The organism is Paraburkholderia sp., assembly GCF_035656215.1.
Classification (GTDB): domain Bacteria; phylum Pseudomonadota; class Gammaproteobacteria; order Burkholderiales; family Burkholderiaceae; genus Paraburkholderia.
On record NZ_DASRSY010000249.1, the window covers coordinates 1 to 14,907 of the forward strand.

Below are 14,907 nucleotides of genomic sequence, written 5' to 3' on the forward strand. Positions count from 1 at the left end.
TGGGTCACCGCGGCAGTGCTGGCGTCGGTCGCCGCGCCGATCCTCGCGAAGACCCAGCAGGATCAGCCGGCGCACGTGATGCCCACCACGGCATCGATGCCCGGACCGGTAGCCGGCTACGCGATCTCCGAAGAATACGCACGACTGGTGGCGCGCCAGACTTACTTCTGGGCGTGGCCGATGGTGAACGTCTACGGCCGCTTGCTGGCGATGAAGCAGGTGCCGCAGCCGGGCCTGAACGGCGGCGTCGTGCCGGTCGCGCCGCCCAATCATCTGTCGATGCTGCGCGACTATATCGCGCCGCAGGAGCGTTTTGTCGCGTGTCCGAATCAGGACGTGGTCTACGGCTCCGCGATTCTCGATCTGAACCAGACGCCGGTAGTCGTGCAGGTGCCCGATTTCGGCAAACGCTTCTGGGTCTATCAGGCCGTCGATCTGCGTACCGATGGTTTCGCCAGTCTCGGCAAGATGTACGGCACGCGTCCGGGCTTCTATCTGTTAGCGGGCCCTGACTGGCACGGCCAGGTGCCGAAGGGCATTCGCCAGGTGTTCCGCTCGTCGACCGGGGTCGGCAGCTTCATTCCGCGCGTTTTCATGGACGACACGCCTGAAGATCGCGTGGCCGTGCAGTCGGTGATTACGAAGGTCGGTCTGTATCCGCTCGCGGAGTACGACGGCAAGGTCAAGGAGACCGACTGGTCGAAGCTGCCGAGCTTCGGTCCGGCCGGCGGTGCCGCGGGCGGCAACGCCGAAGAGATCAAGTGGGTCGATCCCAATCGTTTCTGGGGCGAACTGCCCGCGGTGCTCGACGAGGCGCCGCCGCAGCGCGGCGAAGAAGCGCTTTACGCGCAGGCGCGCGCGCTGATCGCGGCGGCGCAAAAAGATCCGGCTATCAAGGCCGCAATCGTCGACGAAGCGGTCAAGGCCGAGACGGATCTGGTCACGCCGCTGTTCAACTTCAATACCTTCGGCAGGCGGCTACCCGCCAACTGGAACACCATCAGCAACGGTGCCGCGTTCGGCACGGACTACTACACGCGCACGGCGGTGGCGAAGTCGAACATCTTCGTCAACAAGCCTAACGAGACGAAGTATTTCTACGCCGACGCCGACGCATCCGGTGAGCGCCTCGATGGCAACGCACGCTACACAGTGACGTTTTCCAAAGACAGTTTGCCGCCGGTGAAAGGCTTCTGGTCGCTAACGCTGTACAACTCGCACCACTTCTTTTCGCCGAACGCGCAGAACCGCTACTCGCTCGGCACCAAAAACAAGGACCTGAAGTTCAATGCCGACGGCTCGTTGACGCTCTACGTGCAGAACACGAGCCCTGGTGACGACAAGCTGGCCAACTGGCTGCCGGCACCGGCCAATGAAGCGTTCTCGCTGTACGTACGCGCCTATTGGCCGCAGCAACCCGCGCTCGACGGAAGCTGGACTCCGCCGCCGGTGAAGCGCGAACCGTGAGGAACGCGCTGTTGTAGATGCGTACATGTGTGTGACCTGTCGCCGTAGTGTGTTCACGTGTTGTTTAGCCGCGTACGCAAACGCGGCACTTTATTTCCGAGGATGATCATGAGTTGCCCAAACCGTTTGTTCATTAGCCGGCCATTCGCGAGCAGGTTATGCACGGGTGCGCTTCTTACCACCGTCGGCCTGTGCGTCTCACAGCAAGGGTGGGCAACTGAAGGCGGCATCGGCCGGCCAATCACCGGCCAGCAGATCACACCCTACGCGGGCGTTGTGCCGCCCACCAGCGACTGGATCGTGTCGGCCACCACCATCTATTACGAAGGCTCGCTAGGCGCGAGCAAGACGATTCCCATTGCCGGCCAGATCGCTGCCGGCGTCGACGTGACGGCCATGTACACCATCGTCAATGCTGTCAAGACGTGGGGCATCACCGCGGGCGGCTGGAACTTTGCGTCTTCGTTCGGGGTGCCGTTCCAGTACACCGACATCTCGTCGTTCCACGGCCGCTTGCCGAACGATCACAACACCCAGTTCGCCGATCTCTTCTTCACGCCGATCGTGGCCGGCTACCACCTGACCAAGACCGACCATGTTGCGTTGAGCGTGCAGATCTATGCGCCTACGGGTGCCTACAGCACGAGCCGGCTTGCCAATGCCGGCCAGAACACGTGGACCTTCACGCCGACGGTCGCCTATACGAAGCTGTTCCCGAAAGAAGAGATCGAGCTATCGCTGAACTACGGCGTCGAGTTCTACACGGCCAACAGCGACAGTCATTATCACAATGCGCCGGTCAGCGTGCTCGATCTGCTGGCGCTCAAGCGCTTCGGCAGCGGTTGGGGCGTCGGCGTGGTGGGTGGCTACATCCAGCAGATCGGTCATGACAGCGGTGGACTCGCCGATGTCTCCGGGGGCAATCAGGGGCATTCGGTGGGTATCGGGCCGATGGTCACCTGGTCGGGCAAGGTCCAGAAAACACCGGTATCGGCATCGCTGCGTTGGGTCAACGAGTTCAACGTCAGTAACCGGCCGAAGGGGAACGCGGTGGAGCTGTCGGTGAGTGCCACCTTCCAGTAACGGAGGAGACGCCTGTTGTCCCGTCATTCCGTGCGTGTGCCGTTTTCCGGCGACGCCGATACGTCCATCGAAGTCGACGCGCCCCGCAGTCGCGGGCTGCGTGCGTCGGCGTTCGCCGCAGCCTTGCTGCTCATGTCGATCCACGGCCACGCGGAGTCGAAATTCACCGATCCCGAAGACGGCGCATTCGACCTGAGCAACCTGCTGTTGACGCACCGCGGCGTATTGCCGGTGCCAACGTTGATCACCGAGCCGGCGGTTGGCTACGGTGTCGGTCTCGGCCTGCTCTACTTTTCGCTGCCGAAGAAAAGCGCCGATGCGCCCGCCGATTCCAAAGCGCCGCCGAACATCACCGGGCTCGGCGGCTTCGCGACTGGCACGCATAGCTGGGGCGTGGGGCTGATGCACTTCCACACATGGGACGACGACCACATCCGCTATCTCGGCGTGATCGGCAAGGTGGGGCTGCATCTGAACTATTACGGCATCCTGAATCAGCCGCGCGCGTATCAACTCGACGGCATTGCACTGGTGCAACAGGTGCTGTTCAGGCTCGGCAATAGTCATTGGTATGTCGGTCCGCGCTACACCTTCTTCGACGCGAGTACGCGCTTCGGGCCGGTCATTCCAGAGGGCATTCACCAGTTCCAGAAAGATCAGCGCGTCGCCAAGGGCGGCGTGGTGGTCGACTACGACACGCGCGACAACATGTTCTATCCGTCGAGCGGTACCTATGCGGAGCTCGAAGCGGACCTTGCACGTGGCGGCCTGGGCAGTTCCACCAACTTTCAGGAGCAGACCGCACGCGGCTACCAGTGGATTCCGCTGTCGAAGAGCTGGGTCTTCGGTCTGCGTGCCGACACCGGCTTTTCGCAGGGAAATATTCCGTTTTTCGCGCAGCCGTACGTATCGCTGCGCGGCGTGTCCGACGCGAAGTTCCAGGACAACAACCAGCTCACCGCTGAAGCTGAAATCCGCTGGAACGTTACGCCGCGATGGTCGGTGCTCGGCTTCGGCGGCGTCGGCAAAGCGTATGGCCATCTGCATTCGTTTTCGGATGCGCCCACCGCCTTCGGCTTCGGAACGGGCTTTCGCTATCTGATTGCTCGCAAGCTTGGCGTGACAATGGGCATCGACGTCGCGCATGGCCCGGGGCAGAACGCGTTTTACGTGCAGGTGGGCAGCGCGTGGCGCTGACCCGAACGATCGGTGCTGATCGATCGAGGTTCATGGATGAGACGGCGTATCTGCCCGGCGCCCGTTTGTACGCCGGGTTGAACAAGCCGCGATTCGATGTTGTTTAGTTCGGCGTGTTTTGCCGATGTTTTGTTGATTCGAGGAAATGACGATGGAAAAACAAAAACGCTTTCAGCGGCTCACCGCAGTCGCTGTCGCAGTCGCTACGCTTTGCATTTCACATGCAGCTGTTTCGCAAACCGCCGCACCGAACAAGGACGCAACCGCCGTCACGAAGCAGGAGAACGCTCAGGTCTACAAGCAACTGCCGTTCGACGACAAGCAGGACTTCGAAGACGCGCAACGCGGTTTCATCGCGACCATTCCGAACGGCGTTATCAAGACCGACGACGGCGGCATCAGCTGGAGTCTGAACAAGTACAAGTTCCTGGAAGGCCAGGCGCCGGACACGGTGAACCCGAGCCTGTGGCGTAACGCTCAGCTCAACATGTTCAACGGCCTCTTCAAGGTCACCGATCACGTCTACCAGGTGCGCGGCCTCGATCTGGCAAACATGACGATCGTCGAGGGCGACAACGGCATCATCATCATCGACGTGCTGGTCACCAAAGAAGCGGCGCGTGCCGCGCTCGACCTGTACTACCAGCATCGTCCGAAGAAGCCGGTGTTGGCCGTGATCTATACGCACAGCCACGCGGACCACTACGGCGGCGTAAAGGGTGTGGTCGACGAAGCGGACGTGAAGAGCGGCAAGGTGAAGATCATCGCGCCGGAAGGTTTCCTCGCCGAAGCCGTCAGCGAAAACGTATTCGCCGGCAATGCGATGGGCCGCCGCACGCTCTATCAATACGGCGCGTTCCTGCCGGCCAGCCCGCGCGGGCAGGTCGATGCCGGTCTCGGCAAGACCACCTCGTTCGGCACGCTCGGCCTGATTGCGCCGACCGATACGATCAGCAAGACGGGCGAGACGCGCATCATCGGCGGCGTGCAGTTCGAATTCCAGATGGCGCCGGGTACGGAAGCGCCGTCGGAAATGCTGATTTACATGCCACAGTTCAAGCTGCTCGATACCGCCGAAGACACGACGCACACGTTGCACAACCTCTACACGCTGCGCGGCGCCCAGGTGCGCGACGCGGCGAACTGGTGGAAGGTGCTGAACGAAGCGATCGTGCGTTACGGCGACAAGACCGACGTGGTGATCTCGCAGCACCAGTGGCCGACGTGGGGGCAGGACCGCGCGGTCAGCTATATCGCCGGCACGCGCGACATGTTCAAGTACATCCACGATCAATCGTTGCGCCTCGCGAACGAGGGCTACACGATGACCGAGATCGGCGAGCAGATCCAGGTGCCGGATACGACCGGCAAGAAGTGGTACAACCGCGGCTACTACGGCTCGGTGAACCACGATTCGAAGGCCGTGTATCAACGCTATCTGGGTTGGTACGACTCGAACCCGGCGAACCTGCATCCGCTGCCGCCGGAACAGGAGTCGAAAGAATTCGTGCGCTACATGGGTGGTGCGGATGCCGTGATGGCGAAGGCGAAGCAGGACTTCGACAAGGGCAACTACCGCTGGGTGGCCACCGCGATGAACAAGGTCGTATTCGCCGATCCGGAAAACAAGGCGGCGCGCAATCTCGAAGCGGACGCGCTCGAACAGCTGGGCTACCAGACCGAGAACCCGACGTGGCGTAACGAGTATCTGATGGGCGCCTACGAATTGCGGAATGGTGTGCCGAAGGTGCCTGGCGTGAACACGGTGACGCCGGACGCGGTCGCCGCAATGAGCCCCTCACTGCTGCTGGACTACATGGGCATCCGCCTGAACGGTCCGAAGGCGGACGGCAAGCACACCACGATCAACTGGGATCTCGGCAACGGCGAGAAGTACGCGATCGAGTTGCGCAATTCCGTGCTGATCTACACGCCGAACGCAACGCTGCCGAATGCGGACGCCACGCTGACCATGAACAAGGATGCGTTCGCATCGTTGCTGATGGGCGGCCAGACGCTCGACAAGGAAACGCAGTCGGGCAAGGCCAAGGTGGCCGGCGATTCGCAGAAGGTGACCGAACTGTTCAGCATGCTGGACAGCTTCAATCCTATGTTCAATATCGTGACGCCGTAACAGTTTGCATTGCTGGACGCGCGGGCGGTTGGCAGCAAGCCGCCCGCGCCGATGTTCCCGACTTACCGATGTCTATGCTGAAGGAGCCGTGTGCCATGAAGACCACGATGAAGCGATCCTTGCTCTTGCTCGCCGGCGTCTGCACGTCGCTGGCGGTGACGCTTGCCACGCCTGCTCAAGCACTCGCCGCCGCCGCGTTGCAGCCTCTGCCCACCGTCTGGCCGCGCGATTTCGATAGCGCACAGCAGCGCATCGAGCTGTATCAGCCGCAGGTGGAAGTGTGGCAGGGCAACCGGATCGAAGGGCGTGCCGCTTTTGCGGTCGGCGCGAAGAGCGCCGCACCGAACTACGGCGCCGCGCATTTCACCGCGCGCGCTGAAATCGACAAGACCAGCTCGACGGTACAACTGCTCGATATCGTGATCGACCAGGTCGACATGCCGGCTACTCCCGCGGCTGCCGCCGGGGTGAAAACAGCCTTGCAGGCACGCATACCGAAAGACGGACTCACCACCTCGCTCGAGCAACTGCAAGCCAGTTACGCCAGCACCCACGAGGGCGGCGAACCCGGCCTCGCGGTGCAGAACAACGTACCCAACATTATCTTTGCCGAACGGCCCACGTTGCTCGTCCTGGTCGACGGTGATGCGAACTGGCGTGCGCTCGGCGACACGCACTATCAACGCCTGATCAACACGCGAGCGATGCTGCTCAAGGACGCGAGCGGCGCGCTGCATCTGAACGCTGCGGGCTACTGGTATGACGCGACATCGCTCGACGGTCCGTGGCATCTGAACACAGCGCCGCCGCATGAGCTGGTCGCAGCGGCGAACAAAGCGCAAACGAATCTGAAGTCCGACCCGATGTTGCCCGCCGACGGCAAGAAGCCTGCGCAGGCGCCGGACGTGGTGGTCGCCGCACAACCGGCCGAGCTGGTGGTGACGAACGGCAAGCCTTCGCTTCAACCGGTGAAGGGAGTGAATCTGCTCTCCGTCACCAACGCCGACCATGCGCTCTTCGTTGAGCCGCGCGACAACCACTACTACCTGCTGCTGTCGGGCCGCTGGTTCAGCGCAGCGAGCCTCTCCGGACCCTGGACCTTCGTCGACGGCAAGAGCTTGCCCGCCGACTTCTCGAAGATCGCTGCCGACGACCCACACGCGAACGCGCTCGTCTCCGTGCCGGGCACGCCGCAGGCGAAAGAAGCGGCGATCGCCGCAACCATCCCGCAGACGGCGACCGTGTCGCGCAAGACCACGACGTTGAAGGTCATCTATGACGGCGCGCCGAAGTTCGTCGGCATCGCGGGCACGTCGTTGTCGTATGCGGTGAACACGGCGACTCCGGTGATCCAGACGGCGCCTTCGCAATTTTTCGCGGTTGCCAACGGGATCTGGTTCACGGCGAGCGCGGAGAGTGGTCCATGGCATGTCGCTGATACCGTGCCGGCCGCGATCTATACGATTCCGGCGGCTTCGCCCGTGCATTACGTGACATACGTCCACGTCTATTCGGCGACGCCGGATACGGTGGTGGTCGGCTATACGCCGGGCTACATGGGCGTGGTCGTCAATGCGGACGGCACCGTCGTGTACGGCACCGGCTACGTGTACGCGCCGTATGTCGGCGAGGTTTACTACGGTTATCCGGCCACCTATGGCTACGGCGCGGGCTTCGCGCTCGGCACCACGGTGGGCTTCGCCTTCGGCTTTGCGATCGGCGCCACGTGGGGTGCGCCGTCGCCATACTGGGGTCCGTATTGGGGCGGCGGTCCGTGGAGCTGGCAATACGCGAACGTCAACCAGGCCAATATCTACGGCCGCTGGGGACAGGGCACCGTGACCCGCGCGAGCGGCTGGAACGGCTGGACTGGCAATAGCTGGGCGGGGTCGGCCGCGTCGGGTTTCAATCCGTACACCGGCGGCCACTTTCAGGCGAGCCGCGGCGCGGTCGAGAACGCGTACAACGGCAACTTCGCGGCCGGACGGCAAGGCTCGTTCAGTAATCCGTCGACGGGACGCAGCGGCGCGGCGCGCGGCGGCGTGGCGGGCAACGAAGGTACCGGCGACTATGCGGCGGGCCGGCAGCGCGCCGGCTACAACGCGCAGACGGGACGTTACGGCGCGGCTGAAGCCGGCGTGACCGGCAACGCGTATTCAGGCGATCACCAGGCGGGCACGAAAGGCATCGTGGGCAACAAGGACACGGGGCGCGCTGTCGCGTGGAATAACGGCAATGTCTATGCGGGCAGTGACGGCAACGTCTACCGGCACGACCAGGGCGGCGGTTGGGAACAGCACAGCGCCGACGGCTGGCAGCCGGTGCAGCCGAACGCGAATCAGACCCAGCGGCTCGACTCGCTCAAGCAGGGGCATGACCTTGGGAATGCGCGGGCGAGCGGGCAGTTTCAGCCGCAGGCGCAGCGGCGGTTTGGCGGCGGCGGAGGTGGGCGGTTCAGGCGGTGAGCACCGACGCGGCAACCTCCCGCCCGGGGATCAGGCACCGCGCTCGCAGATTGCGTATACGCTGGAGCACAAGTCGGGGTAGATGCGCCCCAACTCGAAACAACCATCCAGATACGCTCTGGATATGATGCCGGCCTGCAAAGCCGCGTCGATCTGGAAGTTGGCAAGGCCCTTGAAAAAGACTCCGCCTTCCGTGACCGGGTGGAGCTTCGCCGCACGCAGGTCGGCTCGTAACGTATCGATCGAGTAGGTCACCCTGTGGCCGTGCGCCGCTTCCGCCGCCGTCACGGCCGCATGATGATCGATCAGCCCCATGTTGACCGCGATCTGCCGCGATCCAGCGCGCGCATTCGGCGCGGCCACAAACAGGCGGCCACCCTCGGACAGCCAACTGCCGATCCGGCTCAGGACCTCGACGGGATGATCGAGGTGCTCGAGCGTGTGGATCAGGAAAATATTGTCGTAGCGGCGCGCCGGTTCGAATGTTTCGAACGTCGAGTGATGAAATTTGACCGAGCCTTTCACCTTCTCCGATGCAACCGCGATGCAGTCTGCCGATGCCTCGACAACCTCCAGCGCGTCGAAGCGTTGAGCGAGCAAGCGCGTGTAATTGCCCTCGAAGCATCCCAGTTCGAGCGCGTTGCCGTTGGCAAGGAACGGCGCAAATGTCCGAAGCATGTATTCATGCATCAGATAGTCGAAGTCGTAAGCGTAGCGATGGTCGGGATGATCTTTCGCTTCCGCGTTGTAGTCTCTGCTCATGTTAATCAATCCTGTCCACGTTGGTAGAAGCGCTGCTCGACCGGAACGTAAAACTCATCGAGTGACTCCGGCACTCGCGCGTTGAAGCCGAGTACCTGACGCATCCATGCATTACACCGGTCGAGATTGCGATAGCCGAACAGCCGGGCATAGTCGAGCTGCGGTTTGAAAAAGGGGCTGGTGAAGGTCAATGTCAAAGCACGGCGCGGCGCATTGGTGGCGTTCTGTCCGGTCGCGTGCCACATGCGCGAATCGAACAGCAGGACCGAGCCGCGCTTGCCTGTCGCACGTGCCGCTTGCGCATAGAACGCTTCGTCGGCGGGTTGCTGCTGGATGTTTTGCGAGTGTGAGAGGACGTGCGTCGCGCCATTCTCCAACGTGAAATCGTCAAGCATCACCAGCGCGTTCAGCATGAAGCGCCGCGTGTCCGAGCCGAAGCGGATATCGCGATGCACGTTCTGCACATAGGAGCGCGAGTCGCGCTCGTTGATGACGCCACCGTACGAATTGAGGACAAAGTTGCCGCCGAAGTACCGTTTGAAAACCGGCTCCAGGACTGAGAACTCCGCCAGCAGTTCGACATAACACTCGCTATCCATCAAAAGGTGATGCAAGGTGCCGGCGCTGTTGTCCAGCACGCCATTGCGTTGCCGAATCTCGTTGCGCAACGCGAGAGAGGGAGGCAGCGCCTCAACCAGCGAGTCGAGCAAATCGGTGCGAATCAGCTGGGGGATGGTGGTCCAGCCTGCCGTCGCAAGCGCAGTATCGTGTCGAGCGTCGATCATGGTCATAAAGGGATGGCCAACGGAAAACGGTGGATGGCTCAGGACCGGTCAGCAGTCAGCATGGCCATCGGAATAACGTCGAAGTAGTGGCCGCCTTTGAAGGCCGCCTGCCGCATCAGACCTTCGGCGCGAAAGCCCACTTTTTCGTAGAGCGCAATGGCGCGTGCATTGGACGCGAGCACGGTCAACGAAACGCGATGCAGATTGAGGTCGCTGAATGCATGCTCGAGCGTCAAGCGCGTTGCGGCCTCGCCGACCCCTCGGCCGCGTGCCGACTCCGCGCCGATCTGGATTGAGAATTCCGCGCAGCGGTTCACCCAGTCGATTCCCAGCAGATATGTCACGCCGACCAGTTCCCGGGTAGACGTGAGACACACCGCGAGACGAACGTTATTCGCGCGGGAGCTGAGGTAACTATCGAACCATTTGCCGTCGATCTCCGGACCCACATGCCGGAAGGCGCCGCCGAGCAGACTGACCAGCGCCTGATCGGCACGCCACGCGTTGATGGTTGCAAGGTCGCCGCGTTCGATTTCGCGCAGGAATGTCGTGTTGTTGATCATGCGAGTCGGTCCAGTATGCGTTGCACGATCGGCGCCAGATCGTCGCGCGCGAGCCGCTGATCGCACGGCAAGAAAAGCGTCGAGTCAGGAAGATCGCGTTCGAATTCCGGCACCCCTTCGGCGGCAGCGACGTCCGGCCAGTAGCCGGGTGTGTAGACACGTTGCGCCCGAAGCGCTTCGCGAAGTCCTGTGGGCGCGCCGAAATAGGGGTAGCAAAGCGGCGCCGTATCTTCGCGATGGTGAAACGTGAAGCGGTTGTAGCGCTGCAGCTTCTCATGTAAGAACGCAAAATTCGCAACTCGCCTTGCGCGCACGGCATCGTAGTCGACACTGGCGAGCATCCGCTGCGTCAGTTGCGACATCTGCAGTGGCTGCTGATATTTCAGGCTTTCTTCGGCTGCAGCATAGTCTGCGTACCCTATCTCCGCATCTTGCGCGAGCCGGCTTAGAAGATGCCCGCAGCGCTGCACCGAGGCATGGTCTATCGCATTCGGCATATCGATCCGCTGCTGCGTGACGAGATACCCACCGTCAGGTACGCCGAGAAATTTGCGCGGCGAGTACAGCGTGGCGAGGCAATCGCGTGGCTGTGCGAACAAGGCCTGGGCATTGTCGATCACGACGCGTTCGCTTGGAAACCGGCGGAGCACGTCGTCGACCTGATGCTCGCACAGGCCAAAGTAATTCACGTAGACAAGCCACTCATCCTGCGCGAGGTCGACGGATTGCACGCGCAAATCCGAGTCGAGCCGATAACGTTTGACGGCTGTACCGGCCATGCGCAGCGGCTCGATCATGGCGTCGCAAATGTACCAGGGCATCCAGACGGCGGCCGGGCGCAGCGAGCGAAGCAGCGCCAGAAACGCCGCTCGCGACGACTGGAAGCGCAGCGCGCCGTCGTGAAGAGTGGACCCGGCCTGCGGCAGTTCCAGCTCGAAATATCCACCGATAGCGCGCGACTGACCTGCGTTCATGCATACACCTGCACGGAAAGCATGTCTCGGACGCGATCTTTGCTGTTGAACATCAGTACGTCGAGAATCGATAGAGCCGGATGGAATGCATCGTCGAACTGCGGATAAGGGCATAGGTTCGGTTCGATGAAAGCGAGCTCCACGCCGCGGGCGGAAAACGCCTCACTGTCGTAAAGTGCCCGGCCGCCTGGCAGGTTCACGTAAGTGAGCGCGTGCTCCTTCACACAGATATCGATTACCCGTTGGGTTCCTTTGAGCTGTGCGTTGCCGTACTTTGTCGACGAGGTGACGAACTCGGTGTCGATCTCCAGGTACCTGCAGATTTCCGTGACGGTGTGCGACGCTAGCAGCGAAATATGCTCGAACGGCGCAGTCAGGATGTGCTCGATCAATTCACTGACGCGCGGATACTGAGGTGCTTTCGCGTAGGCGTGACGAATCGATTCGAGCATCTTACGCAGCCAGCGCTCGCGCGGTTGGATCAGGATGTCGTTGATCTTTAGCGCTGGGCTCGCACCGGTCAGCGGGACGGTCAGGTAGCGAACCTGGTCGCCTAGCAGCATCCGGTTGCGGTTTATCCAACCGTTCTTGATGAAGTTCACGTCGTCGTAGAAGACGAACTTGTCGACTGCGGCCGCCAGCTGAAAATATCCGATATACGGAAACAGATAGGGCTGCATGATCGCGAGCTTCATGGCGTTCAGCAATCCGCAATGAGTCCGACGATGCGATCGAGCATGTTGTCCGTCAGCGCCGGAAAAATCGGCAGACACAGTACCTGCTGCGCAGCGGCATGCGCGACCGCCAGGTTTTCGCGACGCGCGGACGGCAGGCCACGATAGATCGGGAAGTCCGAAATCAGCGGGTAGAAATAGCGGCGTGCATAAATGTCCTGGTCGCGAAACTTCTGATACAGCGCGTCACGGCTGATCGGATATTCCGGGCCGACGAGAATCGGAAAGTACGAATGGTTCGCCACCTTTTCGCCAGCCTTCGGCAGGCAGCGGATGCCGGACACATCGCGCAGGCGTTCGCGATACATCGCGTCGATCTGCGCGCGCCGAGCCAGCGCTTCGTCGATGTGCTGAAGCTGAAGCAGCCCGAACGCGGCATTGATTTCACTCATCTTGCCGTTGATGCCGGATGCGACGACCGTCGTTTCATCGACGAAACCGAAGTTCTTCAGATGATCGATGCGCTGCTTCGTCTTCGCGTCCTGGCAGATGATCGCGCCGCCTTCGAACGTGTTGAAGACCTTGGTCGCGTGAAAACTCAGCACCGCGAGATCGCCGTGTTCGAGTACGCTGCCGGCTTCGGTCTGCACGCCGAAAGCATGCGCCGCGTCGTAGATCACCTTCAGGTTGTAGTTGTCCGCGATCTTCTGAATCGCTTCGACGTCGCACGGCTTGCCGTAGCAATGCACCGGCATGATCGCGGTGGTCTGCGGCGTAATCGCCGCCTCGATCCTGGCAGGGTCGAGGTTCAGTGTTGCCGGATCGACATCGACGAATACCGGCTTGATACCGTTCCAGACCAGCGAGTGCGCGGTCGCAACGAACGAGTACGGCGTCGTGATGACTTCGCCGGTCACGCGCAGTGCCTGCAGCGCGGTGAGCAGCGCCAGCGTGCCGTTGGTGAACAGCGCCAGATGGCGCACGCCGAGGTACTTGCACAGCGCGGCTTCGAACTGCTGGTGAAACGGGCCGCCGTTGGTCAGCACTTTGCTGTCCCAGATCTGCCGAAGATAGGGAATGAATTCTTCGAGCGGAGCGAGATGCGGCTGGGTGACGTAGATGCGCTCGTTGGTCTGCGGCTCGACGGCGCCAGGCGGTAAGGCTGCGTTCACTTGTTTTCCCCTGTTTCGGAGGGTGCGGTCGCATCGGCGGCGGCGCCAGTAGCGTCCTCTGCCGACACCTCGAAGGCAGCGGCCGGTTGGCCATCGCACCAGCGTTGCCACATGATCCGCAATGCGCGCGACAGACCCGCGGCCACCACCTCAGGCCGGAATGCCGCCGACGCAATGCAGCGCTCGCGCAAGCCGGTCCGCAGCGCCGCGAGCGCGGAAATGTCGGAGGACAGCGCGACGCCTTTAGCGACGAAGTCCGCCTTATCCGTTGCGAGAAATTCTCGCAGTCCAACATGGGACATCCAGGTCGCGCCAGCGCGGCTCGGGAGTGTGTCGCCGGCGATCGTCAGTGTCGGCACGCCCATCCACAGTGAGTTCAGGACCGTGGTCGAACCCGTGTACGGGAACGTATCGAGGCAGATGTCGACGTGAAAATGCTGTTGCAGGTAGACCGGAATACTCGAACGTCGGCGGAACATGAGGCGTTCGCGCGCAATGCCTGCGTTGGCGAACCAGTCGATCAGCAACTGTTCGTCTTCGTCGGAACCGATAGCGCCAAGCAGCATCCGCGACGACGGTTGCGTATGCAGTAACTCTGCCCACAGCGCGATCACGTCGGGACGCAGTTTGTTCAGCCGGTTGAAACTGCCGAAGGTCACGTAACCGTTGTGCATGGCCGGCAGAATGTTGACTGGCGGCGCGCTCTTTTCCGGCAGGAAGGGCGCGTTGGCTGGCAAATGGACGATTTTCTCGGAGAACATGCGTTCCGCGGGGCCGAACGGCACACCGAATCTGTCCACCAGGTAATAGTCCATCGCGCTTAGGCCGGTGGTGGCCGGATAACCTAGCCAGCTCACCTGGATTGGGGCGGGCTTGCGCACGAAGGTGAGAAGACGGTTGCGGCCTGTATGTCCCGAGAGATCGAACAGGATGTCAATTCGCTCGTCGCGGATTTTGTTGGCCAGTTGCGCGTCGGGCATACCGGTAATCTGGTGCCATTCATCGGCGCAATCACGCAGCAATTGCGTGTAGTCGTCTTCGGCAATGTGGTTGGTGTAGATGTGCAGGGAGACGCTGGGATCTTTCGCCAGGTGCTCCACGATCGGCAGCAGGTACGACGACACGGCGTGACGAAACAGGTCGCCGGAGACAAGGCCGATTTTCAGCTTGCGGTCAGGCGCGCGCTTATTTACGTGGCGCGGCCATTGCGAGCGCACTGGCGCTTCATGAGCCTGGGCGAATTTAACGTGTTCGGCGAAGAGCGTGTCCTGATCGATCTCGGGATTGTGAGCCAGCGTAAATAAGAAGTTGTCGGCGGCAATCGCATCTTTCGGGTTTTTCTCCACCGCTGTGCGGAAACTCCGCTCCGCCTCGGCCACTAGCCCCAGATCGAGTTGCAACACCCCCAGTGCGCTATACGTGCCGGAATTGTCTGGCGCCAGTTCGATCGCACGCCGTGCCGCGGCCAAACCCTCCGCCACGCGGCCCTGGTGCACCAGAACCATGCCGAAGATCCGTTGTGCTTCGGCATGGTCGGGATTGATCGCGATGATGGTTCGGCAGACTTCTTCCGCGTCCTTGAGCAGGCCTTTCAGGCGCAGCGTGTCCGCGAGAACGGTGTGGCTTTCCAG

General features: G+C 61.8%; 12 protein-coding genes. 5 read left to right on the plus strand and 7 right to left on the minus strand.

Going from position 1 to position 14,907, the window contains the following annotated elements; translation table 11 throughout:
• From VFE81_RS13955 to VFE81_RS13975, 5 genes are all read left to right on the plus strand, one after another.
• On the plus strand, window positions 1-1,467 hold a 1,467-nt coding region (locus tag VFE81_RS13955), incomplete at its 5' end, for a DUF1254 domain-containing protein (RefSeq protein ID WP_325045159.1).
• A 108-nt stretch (window positions 1,468-1,575) separates the two neighbouring features.
• On the plus strand, window positions 1,576-2,550 hold the full coding sequence (locus VFE81_RS13960; RefSeq protein ID WP_325045160.1) for a transporter: 975 nt from the start codon (window positions 1,576-1,578) through the stop codon (window positions 2,548-2,550).
• 15 nt (window positions 2,551-2,565) lie between these two features.
• Window positions 2,566-3,747 carry a BamA/TamA family outer membrane protein gene (locus VFE81_RS13965; protein WP_325045161.1) on the plus strand — a complete coding sequence of 394 codons (1,182 nt, stop codon included), beginning with the start codon at window positions 2,566-2,568 and terminating at the stop codon, window positions 3,745-3,747.
• A gap of 151 nt (window positions 3,748-3,898) precedes the next feature.
• The gene (locus VFE81_RS13970) at window positions 3,899-5,881 is read left to right on the plus strand and encodes an alkyl/aryl-sulfatase (RefSeq protein WP_325045162.1); all 1,983 of its coding nucleotides are present in this window, start codon (window positions 3,899-3,901) and stop codon (window positions 5,879-5,881) included.
• A 95-nt stretch (window positions 5,882-5,976) separates the two neighbouring features.
• The gene (locus tag VFE81_RS13975) at window positions 5,977-8,346 is read left to right on the plus strand and encodes a carbohydrate-binding family V/XII (RefSeq protein WP_325045163.1); all 2,370 of its coding nucleotides are present in this window, start codon (window positions 5,977-5,979) and stop codon (window positions 8,344-8,346) included.
• 30 nt (window positions 8,347-8,376) lie between these two features.
• Here the strand turns inward: VFE81_RS13975 and VFE81_RS13980 are convergent, their stop codons facing one another.
• The 7 genes from VFE81_RS13980 to VFE81_RS14010 form a co-directional block, all read right to left on the minus strand.
• Complete coding sequence (locus tag VFE81_RS13980; RefSeq protein ID WP_325045164.1) at window positions 8,377-9,108, minus strand: class I SAM-dependent methyltransferase; 732 nt, start codon at window positions 9,106-9,108, stop codon at window positions 8,377-8,379.
• Between the two features lie 5 nt (window positions 9,109-9,113).
• On the minus strand, window positions 9,114-9,899 hold the full coding sequence (locus VFE81_RS13985; protein ID WP_325045165.1) for a phytanoyl-CoA dioxygenase family protein: 786 nt from the start codon (window positions 9,897-9,899) through the stop codon (window positions 9,114-9,116).
• Between the two features lie 32 nt (window positions 9,900-9,931).
• Window positions 9,932-10,456, minus strand: a complete 525-nt coding sequence (locus VFE81_RS13990) for a GNAT family protein (RefSeq protein WP_325045166.1) — start codon at window positions 10,454-10,456, stop codon at window positions 9,932-9,934.
• Complete coding sequence (locus VFE81_RS13995) at window positions 10,453-11,430, minus strand: hypothetical protein (protein ID WP_325045167.1); 978 nt, start codon at window positions 11,428-11,430, stop codon at window positions 10,453-10,455. The genes VFE81_RS13990 and VFE81_RS13995 overlap by 4 nt, the downstream gene beginning before the upstream one ends.
• The gene (locus tag VFE81_RS14000) at window positions 11,427-12,125 is read right to left on the minus strand and encodes a WbqC family protein (RefSeq protein ID WP_325045168.1); all 699 of its coding nucleotides are present in this window, start codon (window positions 12,123-12,125) and stop codon (window positions 11,427-11,429) included. The genes VFE81_RS13995 and VFE81_RS14000 overlap by 4 nt, the downstream gene beginning before the upstream one ends.
• Before the next feature lie 5 nt (window positions 12,126-12,130).
• Window positions 12,131-13,276: a dTDP-4-amino-4,6-dideoxy-D-glucose aminotransferase VioA gene (gene vioA, locus VFE81_RS14005; protein ID WP_325045169.1), complete on the minus strand. Its 1,146-nt coding sequence runs from the start codon at window positions 13,274-13,276 to the stop codon at window positions 12,131-12,133.
• On the minus strand, window positions 13,273-14,907 hold a 1,635-nt coding region (locus VFE81_RS14010), incomplete at its 5' end, for a tetratricopeptide repeat protein (protein ID WP_325045170.1). The genes vioA and VFE81_RS14010, both read right to left, overlap by 4 nt.